This window comes from Nocardioides sp., from assembly GCF_035547795.1.
Lineage (GTDB): Bacteria > Actinomycetota > Actinomycetes > Propionibacteriales > Nocardioidaceae > Nocardioides.
In genome coordinates this window covers 13,757-31,645 of the sequence record NZ_DASZUF010000004.1, presented here as the reverse complement: position 1 = coordinate 31,645, position 17,889 = coordinate 13,757, and the positions used below count along the sequence as shown (strand labels likewise).

Sequence of the window (17,889 nt, the reverse complement as noted above, 5' to 3'; positions counted from 1 at the left end):
AAGATCGCTTCGGTGAAGAACGACAGGCCCTCGAACGCGAACGGCAGCCCGAGGACATCGCCGAAGCGGCCCATCAATCCCGGCCACAGCAGCCCCATCTCGAAGCTGAGCACCGTGCCGGAGACGGCGCCGATGGCGAACAGCACGGCGGCCACCTTCGACCAGCGCTTCGCCAGTCGCAGCGCGGTCTCGTCCCCACGCAGGCCGCGACGGTGCACCACGAAGATCATCGCCGGAAAGGCGACGCCGAAGGCGGCCAGGATGATGTGCCAGCCCAGTGAGAGGGCCATCTGCTCGCGCGCGGGCAGCAGCCCGGCCGGCTCCGCGACCAATGTCAGCACGCTCGACTCCCAGCTTCGATCGGTGAGTCCTCGGTACCCCGCGGAGTCCTCAGCGCACCTATGGCACCAGTCCGAGCCGTGCCGCGAGCTTGTCCAGATGGGCGAGTACGGCGGCGGGTTCGGTGTCGGGCACGCCCCAGATCAGCTCGTCGGCCACGGCCCATTCGGCGAGGTCGTCGGGGGTGGGCCGCCTGGCGACCAGGATGCGCAGGTCGGGCCTGCCGTCCCGACCGGCCGCCTCCCACTCGGCCTGAAGCCGCTTGGCCTTCTCGCCGATGCCGGTCTCGGTGGGCGTGGTCATCCAGCCGTCGGCGTGCCGGGCGATCCAGCGCAGGGTCTGCGGTCCGCCACCGGCGCCGACGAGGACCGGGATCCGGCCCTGCGGCGGCTTGGGGTAGGCCCAGGAGGGCCCGAAGGAGACGAACTCCCCCTGGTAGGCCGCCTCCTCCTGGGTCCACAGCGCGCACATCGCCTCCAGGTACTCCCGCAGCGCGGTACGGCGCCGGTGGCCGGGCACGTGGTGGTCGGCCAACTCGTCGGTGTTCCAGCCGAACCCGACGCCGAGGGTCACCCGGCCACCGGAGAGGTGGTCGAGGGTGGCCAGCGTCTTGGCCAGCGTGATCGGGTCCGACTCCACCGGCAGCGCCACCGCGGTGGCCAGCCGGATCCGGGAGGTCACCGCCGCGCAGGTGGCCAGGGAGACCCAGGGATCGAGGGTGCGCAGGTACCTGTCGTCGGGCAGATCGGCCCCACCGGTCGGGTGCGGCGCCTCGCGGCGTACCGGGATGTGGGTGTGCTCGGGAACGTAGAAGGTGTCGAAGCCACGCTCCTCGGCCGCCCGGGCCAGCTCGGCCGGAGTGATGCCGCGATCGGAGGTGAACAGGACCAGGCCGTTGCGCATGGACCTATTCTAGAACGTGTTCTAGTGCGGCATCATGACAGCACCATGGAGATCTGGATCAATCCCGCTTGCAGCAAGTGCCGGACCGCGCTGAGCATCCTGGACGCGGAGGGCGCGTCGTACACCGTGCGTCGCTACCTCGAGGACCCGCCGACCGCCGCGGAGATCGCGGCCGTGCTCGACCGGCTCGGGCTGGAGCCGTGGGACATCACTCGTACCGCCGAGCAGGACGCCAAGGACCTCGGCCTCGCGGACTGGCCACGCGACGGCGCCAGCCGCGACCGGTGGATCGAGGCGCTGGCGGGGCATCCGCGGCTCATCCAGCGGCCGATCATCACCGCCGACGACGGCACCGCCGTGGTGGGTCGCAGCGACGAGGCGGTCCGTTCCGTGCTCTGAGTCCTGATTATCAGGGTAAACTGATGATCGATGGAGAGCTTCGACAGACGGCTGCTGGCGCCGATGATGGTCGGCGCCGTCCTGAACCCGATCAACTCCTCGATCATCGCCGTCGCGCTCGCGCCGATCGGAGCCGCGTTCGGGGCGCCGACCAGTCAGACCGCCTGGCTGGTCTCCGCGCTCTACCTGGCCACCTCCATCGGCCAGCCGCTGGTCGGGCGGCTGGTCGACTCCTTCGGTCCGCGGCGGCTGTTCCTGGTCGGCGCCGTCCTGACCGCCGCGGCCGGCGTCCTCGGCACGCTGGCACCGAACCTGTGGGTGCTGGTCGGGGCGCGAGTGGTCCTCGGCTTCGGCACCTGTGCCGGCTACCCGGCGGCGATGTACCTGATCCGCAGCGAGTCCGAGCGCACCGGGCTGCGGAGCCCGGCCGGCGTCCTGACCGCACTGACCGTGAGCACCCAGACGGTCGCCGTCGTGGGCCCGACCCTCGGCGGGCTGCTCATCGACGTCGGCGGCTGGCGCGCGACGCTGGCGATCAACGTGCCGCTCGGCCTGCTCAGCTTCGTCCTGGGTCACCGGTTCCTGCCGCGCACCGCGACCGGCGCCCGGCCGCGGATCGACTACCCCGGCATCCTGCTCTTCGTCGTCGGCCTGGTGTCGCTGCTGCTCTACCTGATGGAGGCGCGTACGTCGCTGCTGTGGCTGCTGGCCATCACCGCGGTCGCCGGGGCGGCGTTCGTGTGGTGGGAGTGCCGGCGGGACGACCCGTTCGTCGACGTACGGGTGCTGGTAGGCAATGCACCGCTGGTGGCGACGTACGTGCGCAGCTTCGCCGCCTCGACCGTCTCCTACGCCTTCATGTACGGCTTCACCCAGTGGATGGAGGAGGGCCGCGGGCTGTCCGCCTCGGTGGCGGGCCTGGTGCTGCTGCCGACGTTCGCGACCGGGTTGCTGGTCTCCTCCCTGACCGGCCGACGGCCCGAGATCAAGGGCAAGATCACCGTCGGCGCGATCACCCAGGTGCTGGTCTGCGTGCTGCTGCTCCTGCTGCACCCGCACACCGCGATCTGGATGCTCGTCGCGATCGCGCTGCTGACCGGCATCCCACAGGGCCTGGTCAACCTGGGCAACCAGAACGCGCTCTACTACCAGGCCGACCCGGCCCGGATGGGCTCCTCGGCGGGCCTGCTGCGCACGTTCATGTACCTGGGCGCCATCGCCGCCTCGACCGGTAACGGCATCTTCTTCGGTGCTCGCGCCACCACCTCGGGCATGCACCACCTGGCGATCTTCATGCTCCTGGTGGCGGCGGTCTTCCTCGCGTTGACGCTGGTCGACAGGTCGCTGGGCCGGGTCGGAACGGTCGACTCGGCGGCGGTCGAGGAGGCCGCCGGAGTCTCCGGGTAAAAAGTCGGGCGATTCGCCGGATTTCTCCCCCGCGGTGCGCCATGATCGGTCTTGCCGGAGCGAGCGACCCGAGACGTTCGCTCCGGCTTCCACGTCCGGACCGCGGCTGTCCCCATACCCCACATGAGCCGCGTCCCGGACGTGGCCCCATTTCGGCCCATGCCGCCGGCCGTCGTCGCGGTCCACAAACGCTCTCGACGTACCGGCTTTTGCCCTCGAAATGCACCCCCATCCCGTTGGAACGATCCATTGGTGGGGAGCGTGACGGACGACTCATGCTGAGGTACGGCCGCACGCTCTGGAGCCCGTCGGGGTCCGGTACCGTGCCAGCATCTGTCATGCAGAAGGGTTGCGGAATGGTTGACGTTGACAAGGTTCTCGACGAGGCGGGTCTCACCAATCCCTACGTCCGGGCATACGTCGCGGAGTGGGCGGAGATCACCGGGGCCGACCGGATCGAGGTAGTCAGCGCGGCCGACGACGAGCGCCTCCTCAAGGAGTCGCTCGAGGCGGGTGAGCTGCTCCCGGTGACCGGCGGGCGCTACTACAGCCGCTCCTTCCACAAGGACACCGCGCGCTCGGAGGAGCGCACCGTGGTGGCCACCTCCGACCCCCGGGACAAGGGCACGTACAACAACTGGCGTCCGGCTGAGGAGACGGTGGCCACGCTCACCGAGCGGATGCGCGGCGCCTCCAAGGGCAAGACGATGTACGTGATTCCCTACCTGATGGCGCCGCAGGGCAGCCCGCTGGAGGCCTACGCCGCCGGCGTCGAGCTCACCGACTGCCGCCCGGTCGTCCAGCAGATGATCCGGATGGCTCGTGTCGGCGTGGAGTACATCAACGAGCTCAAGGATCAGGCCAGCTTCGTCAAGGCCGTCCACGTCACCGGCGACCTGGAGAACCTGGGCCAGGGCACGGCCGACGACCAGCGGCTGTTCGCCACGGTCGCCGACCAGCGCATGATCCTGCACTACGGCTCGTCGTACGGCGGCAACGCGCTGCTCGGCAAGATCGCCCACGCGCTGCGCCAGGCGTGCTACGACGGCCGCGCTTCGGGCAAGTTCCTGGCCGAGCAGTTCCTGTTGCTCGGCATCAAGGACAAGCAGACGCAGCGGACGTTCCATGTCGTCGGCGGCTTCCCGAGCGCCTCGGGCAAGACCAACCTGTCGATGACGCTGGCGCCCGACGCTCTCGGCGACCGCTACGAGGTCACCTTCTACGGCGACGACATCGCCTGGCTCTGGGTCGACGACGAGGGCAAGATCCGCGCCTTCAACCCGGAGAACGGTGTCTTCGGCGTCGCCAAGGACACCAACGAGGCGACCAACCCCGGCGCCGTCGAGGCGATCAGGCCGGGCACCGGCGCCATCTTCACCAACGTCGCCTACAACGAGAAGACGCAGGAGGTGTGGTGGGAGGGCAAGACCAAGCACCACCCCGACGACCTCGACGGCTGGCTGGACTGGAAGGGCGAGCGGATCGCCGACCGCAACCTCGACGAGCAGGGTGACCCGTGGGCTCACCCCAACAGCCGGTTCACCACGCCGATCTCGAACGTGCCCAACGCCGCTCCCGACTTCGACGACCCGGCCGGTGTCGTGGTCAACGCGATCATCTTCGGCGGCCGCACCCGTGACCGCGAGCCGCTGATCCGCGCCATCACCGACATCGCCGAGGGCGTGTACGACGGCCTGACGCTGGGCGCCGAGGCGACGTTCGCGGCAGAGGGCGTCGATGGCCAGCTGCGCTACGACCCGATGTCGATGCGCCCGTTCATGGCCTACGAGGAGGGCGACTACGCCCGGCACTGGCTCAAGGTGATCGGCTCGGCCAAGCAGCCGCCGGTCTTCGCCCACGTCAACTGGTTCCAGCGGGACCCGGAGGACGGCCACTTCCTGTGGAACGGCTACCGCGACAACGTGCGCGCGCTGCTGTGGCTGCTCCAGTTCCAGGCCGGCGAGGTCGAGGGCGTCCCGAGCCCGGTCGGCGTCCTGCCGAAGGCCGAGGAGCTCAACCTCGAGGGCATGCACTTCCGCGACGGCGACCTGGAGAAGCTGCTCTCCATCGACGTCGAGCGCTGGCGTCAGGAGATGAAGTTCCGCGAGGAGCACCTGTCCCAGTTCAACCTTCCCGAGGAGATCTGGGAGGCCCACCGCCGGGTCGCCAAGGCGCTCGACGAGGCCTGATCACGCACCCAACGTGAGGCGCCCCGGTTGCTTCGGCAGCCGGGGCGCCCGGCCTTCGCCGGTCAGAAGCAGCCGCGGGCAGCGCCCAGCGCGGCCAGACCGGCCAGGTCACCAGGACCGTAGTGCGGTCGCGACCACGGGCCGAGGCCCTCGTGCATGACCTCGCTCTTGGAGGCCACGTGGCCCAGCCCCATGGCGTGGCCCAGCTCGTGCAGCAGCAGGCTCATCAGGCTGGGGCCGTCGACCATCCCGCGAGGCAGGTGGGCGGCGGCCGCCCTGTCGATCGCGACCCCGGCGCTGGTGATCTCCCACCCGGTCTGGTCGCGGTGGTACGACGCCCCCGGTCCACCGATGCCGACCACGTCGCCAGCCAGTGCCGGCACCCGGCGCGGCGTGGTCCAGGCGATGACGAGGCCCTGGCCGGGGATCTGCCGGGCGGCGGAGCGGCCGCGGGCGAACGGCACGCTGCGGGTGCTGCCGGCGTACACGAACGTGAAGCCGGTGGCGCGGGCGACCTGCTTGATCGCCCGCTCGACCACGTGGAGGTTGCGGCGCGACGTGCCGCCGAGGTTGACCCGGTAGGGGATCGGCGCGCAGGGGTTCCAGCGGAACGGGAACGACGGGTCCTCGAGGCTCCACTGCGTCGCCTCGGCCCGTGACGCGGCGGCGCGCGCGGGCAGCGCCGCGGTGCCGATCAGGACCGCGGCGACGAGGAGGACGGTGACGAGCTTCTTCATCGGGATCACCCGGGGATTCGGCCGGTGTGGTCGCCGGTTGAGCAATCAGGTCGGATTCAGCGGCCCCTCCCTACCGTCGCGGCCATGACGAGTCCAACCCGTGTCTTCCCCGCGCCGAAGGTGCCGGAGGTCTTCGTGATCTTCTGGGTGGTCAAGCTGCTGACCACCGGGATCGGCGAGACCGCCTCGGACTTCCTCGGCACCTGGAACGTCGCGGCGGCGGGCGTGATCGGCGTTGGCGGGTTCTTCGCGGCGCTGTGGTGGCAGCTACGCGCCACGACCTATCACCCGGTGCGCTACTGGGTCACCGTGCTGATGGTCGCGGTGTTCGGCACGATGATCGCCGACGGGCCGCATGTCGCCCTCGGCTCTCCCTACTACGTGGACGCGGCGATCTACCTGGTCCTGCTGATCGGGTTGCTGACCTGGTGGCGGCGCAGCGAGGGAACCCTGTCGGTGCACTCGATCACCACCGCCCGGCGCGAGCGGTTCTACTGGGGCACCGTGCTGCTCACCTTCGGCCTGGGCACCGCGCTCGGTGACACCACTGCCACCAACCTGCACCTGGGCTACTGGTGGTCGGTGGTGCTCTTCGGCGGCCTCATCCTGGTGCCGCTCGCGGCATGGCGACTGGGGGCGGGGGCGGTCGGCTGCTTCTGGGCGGCGTACTCCCTGACCCGGCCGCTGGGAGCCAGCGTCGCCGACGGGCTGGCGGTCAGCCAGCGGCACGGCGGGCTGGGCTGGACGACCGGCGTCGTCTCCGCGCTGGGGCTGCTCGCCTTCGCCGGGCTGGTGGCCTACCTGGCCCTGACTCACCACGACGAGGAGGGCCATCACGCGGTGGCCCACGACCTGCCCGACGAGCTGATCGGCGCCGTCTCAGCGGCGGGGGAGCCGGAGCCGGAAGGTGGCGCCGCGCTCGCCGCCGGCGGTCGGCTCGGCCACCTCGACATTCCCGCCCAGCGACCGCGCCACGCGGCGGGAGATGCCGAGACCTAGGCCGGTCCCGCCCGAGCCGGACAGGCCCGGCTCGAAGACCACGTCGCGTACGTCGGGCGCCACCCCCGGGCCGTCGTCTCCGACCTCGACGACGACCTCGGCACCCTCGGCCCGGGCGCGCACCACGACCCGGGTCTCGGCATGCCGGACGGCGTTCTCCACGATCGGGGACAGCGCGCGCACCACCAGGTCCGCCGGCGCCGCGATCGCCGTCGTCAGCGCCGACGCCTCGTCGACCAGGGTCAGCCCATCCGGCACCAGCGGGGCGACCGCCGCGACCACCTCGCGCGCCGTCGTGACGGCCTGGCGGCCGCCACGGGTGGAGCGGGCCAGGTCGAGCAGCGCCGAGATCGCCTCGGTCATCCGCCGTGCGGCCGCCGAGATCGTCTCCAGGTCCTCCCGGACCTCCTGGTCGCCTACTCCGCGCAACAGCGCCAGGTCGGCCGAGCCCTGGATCGCGGTCAGCGGCGTACGTAGCTCGTGGGCCAGCTCGGAGGTGAGCCGCTGCTCGGACCGGATCGCCTCGGCGACCCGGTCGAGCAGGTGGTCGAGGGTCTCGCCGAGCTTGCTCAGTTCGTTGTCCGGCGGCCCGAGCGCGAAGCGGTGCGTCAGGTCGTGCTCGGACCAGTCCGCGGCGCGCTCGGCCATCTGGGCGACCGGCTCCAGCGCCTGGCGGGTGACGCGCCAGGCGATGCCACCAGCCACCCCGACCACCAGCAGGCCCAGGATCACCATCGCGATCAGCGCCTCGAGCTCGGTGCGCTCGTAGGGCTCGGAGTTGACCGTGACCACGAAGACGCCCAGCTCGCCGGCCCGGGTGGTGAACGGAACCGCCCGCAGGTTGAGGTTGTCGCGCGCCTCGGCGTCCTGCTGTCGACCGGTCTGGCGGGCCTTGAGGGCCAGCGCGTCGGCCTGCTTGGCGACCGCATGCTCGACCGAGCCGCCGAGTGGGTCGCCCTCGCCGTCGTACATCCTGGTGGCGGGCTCGAGGACGTCCCACGAGCGCTGGTCGAGGCGGCCCGAGGTGGCATGCGCGATCTGGAGTACGGCGCTGGCCTTCTCGCCCAGCGCGCGCTGCACGTCCTTACGGGTGTTCCACTCCAGCACCGCCTGGGTGCCGGCGGTGAGCACCACCATCACGACGGCCATCAGCACGACCGTCGAGGCGACGATCTGGGTGCGGAAGCCGGTCGGCCGCAGGCGGAGCACGCCTGGACGCTACTTCAGCGCTACTTGAGGGTGAAGCCGACGCCGCGCACCGTGCGCAGCTCGACCGGCGAGCCGACCTGGTGCAGCTTGCGCCGCAGCCGGGCGGCGTAGGAGTCGATGGTGTTCTCGCTGACGATGGCGCCGTCGGGCCAGGCGGCCGCGACGACCGCGCGGCGCCGGACCACCTCGCCGGGGCGGCTGGTGATGGCGGCCAGCATCCGGAACTCGGTCGGCGTCAGCAGCATCTCGCGGTCCTCGCAGACCACCGCGTGCCGGGCCGGGTCCAGCACCAAGTCACCGCGCTGACGGGGCAGCACGAAGCGACCGCGGCGGGAGAGCGCCTCGATGCGGGCGACCAGCTCCTTCACGTCGAACGGCTTGGTCAGGTAGTCGTCCGCGCCGGCGGCGAAGCCGGCCACCTTCTCGTGCAGCTGGCCGAGCGCGGTCAGGAACAGCACCGGCGCCACCTGGCCGCCGCTGCGCAGGGCCTGGCAGACGTCGCGGCCGTCGGCGTCGGGCAGGCCGATGTCGAGGATGAGCACGTCGATCTCGTCGTCCTCGCGGAAGAGCCGGATCGCCTCGGCGCCGTCGTGCGCGGCGATCGTCTGGTGCCCGCTCAGCCGCAGCGCTTCGGTGACGATCCGCCGGATCGCGGGGTCGTCCTCACACAGTCCCACTCGTGCCATGGACCCAGTGTGCGCCTGTCGCCTGATAGCAACCTGACGTCGATACTGAGAGAACCTGACCGACCGTGACCGACATCGCGCCGCGGTTCTGGCATGGTGTGCTTGGGAGAGTCCCGGGACTGGAGGTCCGCCATGTCGTACGAGCCGTATCCGACCACGCCGCCGCCGTACAACAATCCCTACGGCGCCCCGACGCCGCCGCCGAACGACGACCCGCTCTTCCTGCCCAAGCGCGGCGCCTCCTTCGGCGAGGCCATTGGGCGCTTCTTCAAGAAGTACGCCGTCTTCAAGGGCCGGGCCAGCCGGTCGGAGTACTGGTGGTACGCGCTGTTCTCCTTCCTGGTCGGCATCGTCCTGGACGCCCTGCAGTACGCCAGCCGGGGCTTCGCGCTGCTGTCGCTGCTGTGGGCGCTGGGCACGATCGTGCCCTCGCTGGCGCTGGCGTTCCGCCGCCTGCACGACGTCAACCGCAGCGCCTGGTGGCTGCTGATCGCGCTCATCCCGATCGTCGGCTGGATCATCCTGCTGATCTGGTACTGCACCGACTCCAAGCCCGAGGGTGTGCGCTTCGACAACTGAGTGGGGCGACCTGGCCCAGCGGCTACCCCGAAATGCGACCGACCCCAAACGAGGTCAGATCCGCAGGCCGGTCGAGTCCCGGGCCTGCTTCCACAGATCGATCCCGGTGTCGACGGCGTGGCGGTCGATGGTGGCCAGCTCGTCCTCGGTGAAGTCGAGACGGGCGAGTGCGCCGGCGGAGTCGCGGACCTGCTCGGGGGAGGAGGCGCCGATGACCAGCGACGTCATCCGGGGATCGCGCAGTGCCCAGGCGAGCGCCATCTGCGCCAGCGTCTGACCCCGGCTCTCGGCCATCGTATTGAGCGCACGGATGTGGGTGATCGCGTCCTCGGTCAGCAGGTCGGTCGACAGCGACTTGCCCTGGCTGGCGCGGGAGCCGGACGGGATGCCGTTCAGGTACTTCGAGGTCAGCATCCCCTGCCCCAGCGGGCTGAACGCGATGCAGCCGGCCCCGACCTCCGCCAGCGTGTCCAGCAGCCCGTCGGTCTCGATCCACCGGTTGAGCATCGAGTACGACGGCTGGTGGATCAGCAGCGGCGTGCCCAGCTCGGCCAGGATCGCGGCGGCGGCGCGGGTCAGCTCGGGGGAGTACGAGGAGATCCCCACGTAGAGCGCCTTGCCCGAACGCACGATCGCGTCCAGGGCGCCCATGGTCTCCTCCAGCGGCGTCTTTGGGTCAGGGCGGTGGTGGTAGAAGATGTCGACGTACTCCAGGCCGAGGCGCTGAAGGGACTGGTCGAGCGAGGCGACCAGGTACTTGCGGGAGCCGCCGATCTGGCCGTACGGACCCGGCCACATGTCCCAGCCGGCCTTGGTCGAGATGACCAGCTCGTCGCGCAGCCCGGCGAAGGAGCCGCGCAGGTGGCGGCCGAAGTTGACCTCCGCCGAGCCGTAGGGCGGGCCGTAGTTGTTGGCCAGGTCGAAGTGCGTGATCCCCGTGTCGAACGCGGCCTCGAGGATGGCCGCCTGCCGGGCGAACGGCACGTCGTCGCCGAAGTTGTGCCACAGGCCGAGGCTCAGCGCGGGCAGGGCGAGGCCGCTGCGGCCGGTGCGCCGGTAGGGCATCCGGCCGTCGTAGCGATCGGGGTCGGGGGCGTAGGTCATGGGCACATTCTCCATCTGACCGACGGCCGACCGCTCGGCGGACATCCACTGGTCGGGCCATTATCCGTTGTTAGTCTCTATGAATGGTGCGGTTAATCGAGGGTCAGCCCCGCCCGTCATCCACCACCCGGCGCGTCGACCTGCCCGACCGCCGGCCGGCCCGCCGTGCGGCCGACGCCAGCGGCCCGCTGCTGCGCGCCGTCCTCGACCACGGCCCGGTCGCCCGCAGCAACCTCGCCCGGCTGACCGGGATCTCCACCACATCGGTGACCGGCGTGGCCCGCATCCTCGTGGGTCTGGGCCTCCTGCGTGAGGTGCCCGAGGCGGCCGGGCCGCCGGGTTTCGGCCGCCCGCACGTCCCGCTCGACCTGGAGACCGAGAGCCTCGCCGTGCTCGCCGTGCACTTCGCGGTCCTCAAGGCGACGGTCGCGGTGGTGGACCTGCGTGGCCGGGTGCTCGTCGAGCGCGCGCTGCCCTACGAGCGGCCGAGCCCCGAGGGCGCGGTGGCGCAGGTGGCGAGGCAGGTTCGCGACCTGCGGGAGGAGTGCCACGGCCGGCGCATCCTCGGTCTCGGTGTCGCCATCGGCGGCTGGGTCGACGCCGATGCCGGGGTCGTCGTCGAGAACGCGCTGCTGGGGTGGCGTGACGTACCGCTGCGGGAGCTGCTGACCGGGGCGACCGGTCTGCCGGCGTACGTCGAGAACCATGGCCGGGCGCTGGTGCGCGCCGAGCAGCTCTTCGGCGCTCACGCGGCCCGGGCGCGAGAGAGCATCGTGCATCTCTTCGTCGGCAACGTGGTCGACGCCGCGTTCTCCTTCCGCGGCCGGGTCCACCAGGGCCGCAGGTCGGCGGCGGGCAATCTGGCCCACCTGCCGGTCGACGTCGCGTCCGACGCCGCCGACCCGTGCGCGTGCGGTCGGCGCAGCTGCTTCCAGGCCGCCGTCTCCGAGCGGCTGCTGCTGCGCCGGGCCGCCGACCTGGGGGTCCGGGCGCGCTACGTCGACGAGCTCGCCGGGATGGCCGACGACGATCGGGTGGTCGAGCTCTTCGTCGAGCGTGCCCGCGTGGTCGGTCGGGCGGCCGCCGCGCTGGTCGACCTGTTCAACCCGGAGGTGCTCACCGTGATGGAGCACGGCTTCATGCGGGTGCCGACGGCGCGCGAGGCGCTGTTCGCCGAGGTCGAGGCTCGCTCCGAGATCGTCGGCGACCCGAGCGCCGTCGTGGTGCCGTCCAGCTTCGCCAGCGTGCTCTCGGTGGCCGGTGCCTCCGTCCTGCTGGACCGAGTCTTCGCCGCGCCGCTCGCCGTCATGGCGCCGCTCTCGACCGCGTCGTAGCCGCACTTATTTTATGGCGGAGCATTGTTGACTCGTAATCCTAGCGAGTTACTCTAGTTTCATGAACGCGCCGACCTTCCCCCGTCGTTGTCGTTGTCGCTGTCGGTGACGCCCGCGCGGCGTACCCCTGCCCCTTCCCTAGCAGCATCCACGCCGGGCGGCTCGCCATGCCCCGGTGAGGCCCGTCGCTGCCCTAGCCATCACCTGCCCTGAGGAGTCCCACCGTGACCCAGCACCCGCATCGTCAACTGAGCCTGAACGCGTTCCTGCACGACACCGGCCACCACGAGGCCTCGTGGCGCCACCCGGAGAGCGCCCTGGACCGCATCGACGACATCGCCTTCTACCAGGAGATCGCCCGCAAGGCCGAGGAGGCCAAGCTCGACGCGGTCTTCCTTGCCGACGGCCCGGCCTGGTACGGCACCGGGCACCGGCCCAGCATCCAGTTCGAGCCGATCACGCTGCTGACCGCGATCGCGACGGCCACCGAGCGGATCGGCCTGATCTCCACGGCCTCGACCACGTTCTACGAGCCGTACAACCTCGCCCGTCTCTTCGCCAGCCTCGACCGGATCTCCGGCGGTCGGGCCGGCTGGAACATCGTGACGACGTTCAGCGAGGATGCCGCCCACAACTTCGGCCTGGACGAGGTGCCGAGCAACGAGGAGCGGTACGGCCGCGCCCAGGAGTTCATCGACGTCGTCACCAAGCTGTGGGACAGCTGGGAGGACGACGCGGTGGTCGCCGACCGGGCGTCCGGAGACTACCTCGACACCGCCAAGGTGCACGCCATCGACCACGTCGGCCGGCACCTGAAGGTGAAGGGGCCGTTCAACACGCCCCGGACGCCGCAGGGCCGGCCGGTCTACGTGCAGGCCGGTTCGTCGAACGAGGGCCGCGCCTTCGCCGCCCGCAACGCCGAGGCGATCTTCACCGCCCACCAGACGCTGGCCGACGCACAGGCGTTCTACGGCGACATCAAGGCGCGGGCCCGCAGCTTCGGTCGCAACCCGGACCATGTGCTCGTCCTGCCCGGCATCAGCCCGTTCATCGCCGACACGCCCCGGGAGGCGAAGGAGCTCTACGAGTACTTCAACGGCCTGACCGTCCCGGCCTTCGGGCTCACCCAGCTGGAGAAGTTCGCCGGCGTGTCCCTGCGCCACCTCGAACTCGACGAGGAGGTCCCGCTGGAGGTCTTCGGCGGCGCCGGCAGTGTGCTCGACAACAGCCGCAGCCGCAAGCAGGTGGTGGCCAACATCGTCGAGCGGGACCGCCCGACGCTGCGCGAGCTGCTGCACCGCCTCGCCGGCGGCCGCGGCCACAACGTCGTCCACGGCACGCCGGTGCAGATCGCCGACACCATCCAGGAGTGGTTCGAGAACGGAGCCGCGGACGGGTTCAACGTGATGCCGCCGCTCTACCCGCAGCTCCTCGACGCCTTCGTCTCCCAGGTCGTCCCGATCCTGCAGGACCGCGGCCTGTTCCGTACCGAATACACCGGCGCGACGCTGCGCGACCACTACGGGCTGCCCCGCCCCGAAAGCCTCTACAGCACCGGCCTCCCGCTCGCCGCCGGCAAGTGACCCGCTCTCCCCTGAACCGAAGGAAAGACCCGTGAACCGACCCTCCACGACCGGCCGCCTCCGCCGGCCGCGCGGCCTGACCCGCGCTCGCGCCGCGCTCGCCGTCCTCACCGTCGCCGCATCGGTGGCCGTCACCGGTTGCGCCGCCTCCTCGGGGGCCACCACCAGCGACGGCCTCACGACGCTGCGCTACCAGGGCTGGAACGACCAGGTGACCCTGCCCGAGCTCGCCGAGGCGCTCGGCTACTTCGACGGCAAGATCAAGCTCGACTGGGTCGGCAACACGATCAGCGGCCCGCAGGACATCCAGTCCGCCGCCACCGGCCAGACCGACTTCGGCGGCGCCTTCGGCGGGGCCGTGGAGAAGCTGGTCAGCTCCGGCGCGCCGATCAAGGCCGTGATCAACTACTACGGTGCCGACGCGAAGTCCTTCGGCGGCTACTACGTGCTCGACGGCAGCCCGATCAAGAGCCCCCGGGACCTGATCGGGAAGAAGATCGGCGTCAACACCCTCGGCGGTCAGAACGAGGCCGACGTCTTCAACTACCTGCACGCGGCGGGGCTCTCCGAGGCCGACATCAAGAAGGTCGAGTTGGTGACGCTGCCGCCGCCGAACACCGAGGACGCGCTGCGCCACCACCAGATCGACGTGGCGGCGCTCTCCGGCCAGTTCCAGCAGCTCGCCGTCGCGCACGGCGGCCTGCACCCGCTGTGGACCGAGACCCAGCAGTACGGCGGCCCGTTCGACGGCGGCCAGTACGTCTTCCGGACCGACTTCATCAAGAAGAACCCGGCCGCCGTCCGGGCCTTCACCACCGGTGTCGCGAAGGCGATCGAGTGGGAGAACACGACGCCCCGCCAGCAGGTGCTCGACGAGTTCACCAAGATCATCGACGACCGCCACCGGGCCAACGAGAACACCACCAGCATCAAGTACTGGCTCAGCTCGGGCGTCCCCTCGAAGTACGGCGTGATCACCGACAAGGACTTCGACCTCTGGAAGAACTGGCTGGTCACCACCGGCTCGGTGAAGACGGTGCCGTCGTCCTCGGATCTCTACACCAACGAGTTCAACAGCTACGCGAAGACGGCGGGGTGAGGGCCATGACCAGCGCCATCAGCATCAGCCACGTGACCCAGACGTTCCCCGATCGCACCACCAGGGGCGAGTTCGTCGCCCTCGACGACGTGAGCATCGAGGTGCCGGCGGGTGAGTTCCTGACCCTGGTCGGGCCCTCCGGCTGCGGCAAGTCGACGCTGCTCGACCTGGTCGCCGGTCTGACCACCCCGACCAGCGGCGAGCTGACCATCGACGGCAAGCCCATCACCGGCCCGGGGCTCGACCGCGGCGTGGTCTTCCAGCAGTACGCGCTCTTCCCGTGGCGGACCGCGCTCGCGAACGTCGAGTTCGGTCTGGAGCAGAAGAGGGTGTCGCGCAGGGAGCGCGCCGAGCGCGCCCGCGAGGTGCTCGCGCTCGTCGGCCTCTCCGCCTTCGCCGACCGCTATCCGCACGAGCTCTCCGGCGGCATGAAGCAGCGGGTCGCGATCGCGCGCAGCCTCGCCTACGAGCCCGAGGTGCTGCTGATGGACGAGCCGTACGCCGCGCTGGACGCCCAGACCCGCGAGGCGCTGCAGGACGACCTGCTCGCGATCTGGCGCCGTACCGGAAGCACTGTCCTCTTCATCACCCACGGCATCGACGAGGCGGTCTACCTCGGCCAGCGGGTGGCGGTGATGACCTCGCGGCCCGGACGCATCAAGGAGGTCGTCGACATCGACCTTCCCGAGGCGCGGGCGGGGGAGGACCGGCGCGGTACGCCGGAGTTCGTCCGCCAGCGCCACCAGATCTGGGAGCTGCTCCAGGACGAGGTGCGGCGCAGCTTCGAAGCCCAGCACATCCCCGTAGCGGTCTAGGAGTCCACGATGAGTCAGACCACCTCCACGCTCGGCGAGCGCGCCGGGCTCCACGTCCAGCCGGCCCCGTCTCCGGCCCCGTCGGCGACTGCACCTCGGCCGGCGCCGCGACCGGTGCGCCGTACCCCCGTCGCGGTGACCGCGTGGCGCGGCCTGCGCACCGGCGTCAAGCGGGTCATCGCCATCGCCGCCCTGCTCGGCCTGTGGCAGCTCGCGCCCAACGTCGGCTGGGTCGAGTCGGCGTTCCTGCCGCCGTTCACCAAGGTCGTCCACGCCCTGATCCGGCTCGCCGCCGACGGCACCCTGTGGACCGACATCACCGCGAGCCTGCACCGCTCGCTGACCGGGTTCGTGGTGGCGCTCGCGATCGCCATCCCGCTGGGCCTGCTGATCGCGTGGTACCGCACCGTCGCGGAGGTGCTCAGCCCGCTGCTGACCGTCTTCCTCAACACCGCCGCGGTCGCGCTGATCCCGGTCTTCACCCTGATCCTGGGCATCGGTGACTTCTCCAAGATCGCGATGATCACCTACGCCTGCTTCTGGGTGGTGCTCTACAACACCATCAGCGGAGCGCGCAGCATCGACCCGCTGCTGGTGAAGTCGGCCAGATCGCTCGGCCTCTCCAGCTTCAGCCTCTTCCGCAAGGTGGTGCTGCCGGCCGCAGTGCCGGCGATCTTCACCGGCGTCCGGCTCTCCGGCGCCGCCTCGATGATGGTGCTCATCACCACCGAGTTCGTCGGCGCGAAGGCGGGCCTCGGCTACCTGATCATCTCGGCCGAGAACAACTTCCAGATCCCCGAGATGTACGCCGGGATCCTCACCATCTCGATCATCGGCGTCGCCTTCAACTACCTGCTCGTCCTCGTGGAGCGCCGCTTCTCCCGCTGGCGCGCCTGAGCGCTGCTCGCACTCCCGTCCAACCGACAGAGACCGACAGAGAAGGAACCGTCATGACCGCTCAGCTCGACACACTCACCTCTGACTCCATCGCGACGTCCATCGCGACGTCCATCGCGACCCAGGCAGCACCGCTGCCGGGCTACGACGCGATCACGGTGCGAAAGGTCGGCGCGCACATCGGCGCCCAGATCGGTGGCGTCACGATCGGCGCCGACGTGCCGGCCGCCCAGATCGCCGAGATCAAGCGGGCCTTCGCCGCCCACCAGGTGGTCTTCTTCCGCGACCAGCACCACGTCGACGACGCCGATCAGCGTGCCTTCGCCGCCCTCCTGGGCACCGTGACCAAGCCGCATCCGACGGTCGCCGGCGACGGCGACGCCGTCCTGCCGATCGACTCCGACCACGGCAAGGCCAACAGCTGGCACACCGACGTCACCTTCGTGGACCGGATCCCGTCGGCCTCGCTGCTGCGGGCGGTCGAACTGCCGCCGTACGGCGGAACCACGGTCTGGGCCAACACCACCCGGGCCTACCAGCTCCTCCACCCGGCGCTGAAGGCCCTGACCGAGAAGCTCTGGGCGGTGCACTCGAACCTGTACGACTACGCCGCCGAGCGCGACGAGAAGCGGATCGGTGGCATCGACGTCAAGGAGATCGCCTACCGCGAGGAGTTCCAGCACCTCGAGTACGAGACCGAGCACCCCGTCGTCCGCATCCACCCCGTCACCGGCGAGCGGACGCTGCTGCTGGGCCACTTCATCCGGCACTTCGTCGGCCTCTCCGGCGAGGATTCGCACGATCTGTTCCGGCTGCTCCAGCGGCACGTCGTCCGGCTGGACAACACCGTGCGCTGGAGCTGGCGGCTGGGCGACCTGGCGCTGTGGGACAACCAGGCCACCCAGCACTACGCCGTCGACGACTACGACGACCAGCACCGCCGCCTCCACCGCATCACCCTCGCCGGAGACGTACCGGTCAGCGTCGACGGGGTGGCCAGCTCGGTCCGCAAGGGCGATGCGAGCCACTACTCGCCGATCGCGTCCCTCGCCTCCTGACGGATGGGCATCGGTACGCAGGCCGCCGCCCGGAGGCTCGACCCGGCGGTGGGCCGCCACCAGATCACCAGGACCGCCACGGAGCCGGTCGACAGCGTGCGGTTCCGGCGCGCGTTCCGCCGTCACCCCGCTGGCGTCGTCGTCATCACCGTCGACGCCGGCCAGGGGCCGGCCGGGTTCACCGCGACCTCGCTGACGTCGCTCTCCGCGGAGCCCGCGCTGGTCTCCTTCGGGATCTCCGCCACGTCGTCGAGCTGGCCGCACGTGCGTGAGGCACGGACCGCCGTGGTGCACTTCCTCGGCGCCGAACACGAGGAGGTGGCGCGCACGTTCGCCACCAGCGGCATCGACCGCTTCGCCGCGCCGACGCGCTGGCGCCGCCTGGCCACCGGCGAGCCGCTGCTCGACGGCATCGAGGGCTGGCTGCGGGTGACGCTCCAGCATCGGCTGCCGGCCGGCGACTCCCACCTAGTGGTGGCCCGCGTCGAGGAGGCGAGTCTCGCCGAGTCCAGCCCGCTGCTCTACCACGACGGTGGGTACCACACGCTCTGA

The 17,889-nt window shown here is 70.6% G+C and carries 18 protein-coding genes; 12 read left to right on the top strand and 6 right to left on the bottom strand.

Annotated elements, in window-relative coordinates; all coding sequences use genetic code 11:
* Together VHA72_RS00370 and VHA72_RS00365 are read right to left on the bottom strand one after the other, a co-directional pair.
* A partial coding sequence (locus VHA72_RS00370; RefSeq protein WP_325572456.1) for a cytochrome ubiquinol oxidase subunit I occupies positions 1-341 on the bottom strand: 341 nt, incomplete at its 3' end.
* Positions 342-399: 58 nt separating this feature from the next.
* Entirely contained in the window at positions 400-1,242 is an 843-nt protein-coding gene (locus VHA72_RS00365; protein WP_325572455.1) for an LLM class F420-dependent oxidoreductase, read from the bottom strand.
* 45 nt (positions 1,243-1,287) lie between these two features.
* On the opposite strand from VHA72_RS00365, the gene VHA72_RS00360 reads away from it, so the two are divergent.
* From VHA72_RS00360 to VHA72_RS00350, 3 genes are all read left to right on the top strand, one after another.
* Positions 1,288-1,641 (top strand): arsenate reductase family protein, encoded by a 354-nt coding sequence (locus VHA72_RS00360; RefSeq protein WP_325572454.1) that lies wholly within the window; start codon positions 1,288-1,290, stop codon positions 1,639-1,641.
* 30 nt (positions 1,642-1,671) lie between these two features.
* Entirely contained in the window at positions 1,672-3,048 is a 1,377-nt protein-coding gene (locus VHA72_RS00355) for an MFS transporter (protein ID WP_325572453.1), read from the top strand.
* A gap of 356 nt (positions 3,049-3,404) precedes the next feature.
* Positions 3,405-5,237 (top strand): phosphoenolpyruvate carboxykinase (GTP), encoded by a 1,833-nt coding sequence (locus tag VHA72_RS00350; RefSeq protein ID WP_325572452.1) that lies wholly within the window; start codon positions 3,405-3,407, stop codon positions 5,235-5,237.
* 62 nt (positions 5,238-5,299) lie between these two features.
* Here VHA72_RS00350 and VHA72_RS00345 read toward each other — a convergent pair whose 3' ends face one another.
* The gene (locus VHA72_RS00345) at positions 5,300-5,974 is read right to left on the bottom strand and encodes a matrixin family metalloprotease (protein ID WP_325572451.1); all 675 of its coding nucleotides are present in this window, start codon (positions 5,972-5,974) and stop codon (positions 5,300-5,302) included.
* 84 nt (positions 5,975-6,058) lie between these two features.
* On the opposite strand from VHA72_RS00345, the gene VHA72_RS00340 reads away from it, so the two are divergent.
* A complete protein-coding gene (locus VHA72_RS00340; protein WP_325572450.1) occupies positions 6,059-6,973 on the top strand; it encodes a COG4705 family protein in 915 nt (304 codons plus the stop codon).
* Here VHA72_RS00340 and VHA72_RS00335 read toward each other — a convergent pair.
* Both VHA72_RS00335 and VHA72_RS00330 read right to left on the bottom strand, forming a co-directional pair.
* Positions 6,854-8,182, bottom strand: coding sequence for a sensor histidine kinase (locus VHA72_RS00335; RefSeq protein ID WP_325572449.1), 1,329 nt, complete (start codon positions 8,180-8,182; stop codon positions 6,854-6,856). The genes VHA72_RS00340 and VHA72_RS00335 overlap by 120 nt on opposite strands.
* A 20-nt stretch (positions 8,183-8,202) precedes the next feature.
* Positions 8,203-8,868 carry a response regulator transcription factor gene (locus tag VHA72_RS00330; RefSeq protein WP_325572448.1) on the bottom strand — a complete coding sequence of 222 codons (666 nt, stop codon included), beginning with the start codon at positions 8,866-8,868 and terminating at the stop codon, positions 8,203-8,205.
* A gap of 132 nt (positions 8,869-9,000) precedes the next feature.
* Here VHA72_RS00330 and VHA72_RS00325 point away from each other — a divergent pair, with 132 nt between their 5' ends.
* Positions 9,001-9,447 (top strand): DUF805 domain-containing protein, encoded by a 447-nt coding sequence (locus VHA72_RS00325; RefSeq protein ID WP_325572447.1) that lies wholly within the window; start codon positions 9,001-9,003, stop codon positions 9,445-9,447.
* Positions 9,448-9,501: 54 nt separating this feature from the next.
* Here the strand turns inward: VHA72_RS00325 and mgrA are convergent, their stop codons facing one another.
* A complete protein-coding gene (gene mgrA / locus VHA72_RS00320) occupies positions 9,502-10,551 on the bottom strand; it encodes an L-glyceraldehyde 3-phosphate reductase (protein ID WP_325572446.1) in 1,050 nt (349 codons plus the stop codon).
* 83 nt (positions 10,552-10,634) lie between these two features.
* On the opposite strand from mgrA, the gene VHA72_RS00315 reads away from it, so the two are divergent.
* The 7 genes from VHA72_RS00315 to VHA72_RS00285 all read left to right on the top strand — a co-directional run bounded on the left by VHA72_RS00315 (position 10,635) and on the right by VHA72_RS00285 (position 17,889).
* Positions 10,635-11,885, top strand: a complete 1,251-nt coding sequence (locus VHA72_RS00315; protein ID WP_325572444.1) for an ROK family protein — start codon at positions 10,635-10,637, stop codon at positions 11,883-11,885.
* A 224-nt stretch (positions 11,886-12,109) separates the two neighbouring features.
* Complete coding sequence (locus tag VHA72_RS00310) at positions 12,110-13,468, top strand: LLM class flavin-dependent oxidoreductase (RefSeq protein WP_325572442.1); 1,359 nt, start codon at positions 12,110-12,112, stop codon at positions 13,466-13,468.
* A 31-nt stretch (positions 13,469-13,499) separates the two neighbouring features.
* The gene (locus VHA72_RS00305; protein ID WP_325572440.1) at positions 13,500-14,567 is read left to right on the top strand and encodes an ABC transporter substrate-binding protein; all 1,068 of its coding nucleotides are present in this window, start codon (positions 13,500-13,502) and stop codon (positions 14,565-14,567) included.
* A 5-nt stretch (positions 14,568-14,572) separates the two neighbouring features.
* Positions 14,573-15,382, top strand: a complete 810-nt coding sequence (locus VHA72_RS00300) for an ABC transporter ATP-binding protein (RefSeq protein WP_325572438.1) — start codon at positions 14,573-14,575, stop codon at positions 15,380-15,382.
* 9 nt (positions 15,383-15,391) lie between these two features.
* Complete coding sequence (locus tag VHA72_RS00295; protein ID WP_325572437.1) at positions 15,392-16,279, top strand: ABC transporter permease; 888 nt, start codon at positions 15,392-15,394, stop codon at positions 16,277-16,279.
* A 53-nt stretch (positions 16,280-16,332) separates the two neighbouring features.
* Positions 16,333-17,337 (top strand): TauD/TfdA dioxygenase family protein, encoded by a 1,005-nt coding sequence (locus VHA72_RS00290; RefSeq protein WP_325572435.1) that lies wholly within the window; start codon positions 16,333-16,335, stop codon positions 17,335-17,337.
* A 3-nt stretch (positions 17,338-17,340) separates the two neighbouring features.
* Positions 17,341-17,889, top strand: coding sequence for a flavin reductase family protein (locus tag VHA72_RS00285; protein WP_325572433.1), 549 nt, complete (start codon positions 17,341-17,343; stop codon positions 17,887-17,889).

Excerpts from the sequence above, each read along its gene's own strand:
- VHA72_RS00325 (WP_325572447.1), top strand. The coding sequence starts at position 9,001 with ATGTCGTACGAGCCGTATCCGACCACGCCGCCGCCGTACAACAATCCC.
- VHA72_RS00315 (WP_325572444.1), top strand. The coding sequence starts at position 10,635 with ATGGTGCGGTTAATCGAGGGTCAGCCCCGCCCGTCATCCACCACCCGG.
- VHA72_RS00285 (WP_325572433.1), top strand. The coding sequence starts at position 17,341 with ATGGGCATCGGTACGCAGGCCGCCGCCCGGAGGCTCGACCCGGCGGTG.
- VHA72_RS00345 (WP_325572451.1), bottom strand. The coding sequence starts at position 5,974 with ATGAAGAAGCTCGTCACCGTCCTCCTCGTCGCCGCGGTCCTGATCGGC.
- VHA72_RS00300 (WP_325572438.1), top strand. The coding sequence starts at position 14,573 with ATGACCAGCGCCATCAGCATCAGCCACGTGACCCAGACGTTCCCCGAT.
- VHA72_RS00360 (WP_325572454.1), top strand. The coding sequence starts at position 1,288 with ATGGAGATCTGGATCAATCCCGCTTGCAGCAAGTGCCGGACCGCGCTG.
- VHA72_RS00365 (WP_325572455.1), bottom strand. The coding sequence starts at position 1,242 with ATGCGCAACGGCCTGGTCCTGTTCACCTCCGATCGCGGCATCACTCCG.
- VHA72_RS00350 (WP_325572452.1), top strand. The coding sequence starts at position 3,405 with ATGGTTGACGTTGACAAGGTTCTCGACGAGGCGGGTCTCACCAATCCC.
- VHA72_RS00290 (WP_325572435.1), top strand. The coding sequence starts at position 16,333 with ATGACCGCTCAGCTCGACACACTCACCTCTGACTCCATCGCGACGTCC.
- VHA72_RS00355 (WP_325572453.1), top strand. The coding sequence starts at position 1,672 with ATGGAGAGCTTCGACAGACGGCTGCTGGCGCCGATGATGGTCGGCGCC.
- mgrA (WP_325572446.1), bottom strand. The coding sequence starts at position 10,551 with ATGACCTACGCCCCCGACCCCGATCGCTACGACGGCCGGATGCCCTAC.
- VHA72_RS00330 (WP_325572448.1), bottom strand. The coding sequence starts at position 8,868 with ATGGCACGAGTGGGACTGTGTGAGGACGACCCCGCGATCCGGCGGATC.
- VHA72_RS00340 (WP_325572450.1), top strand. The coding sequence starts at position 6,059 with ATGACGAGTCCAACCCGTGTCTTCCCCGCGCCGAAGGTGCCGGAGGTC.
- VHA72_RS00295 (WP_325572437.1), top strand. The coding sequence starts at position 15,392 with ATGAGTCAGACCACCTCCACGCTCGGCGAGCGCGCCGGGCTCCACGTC.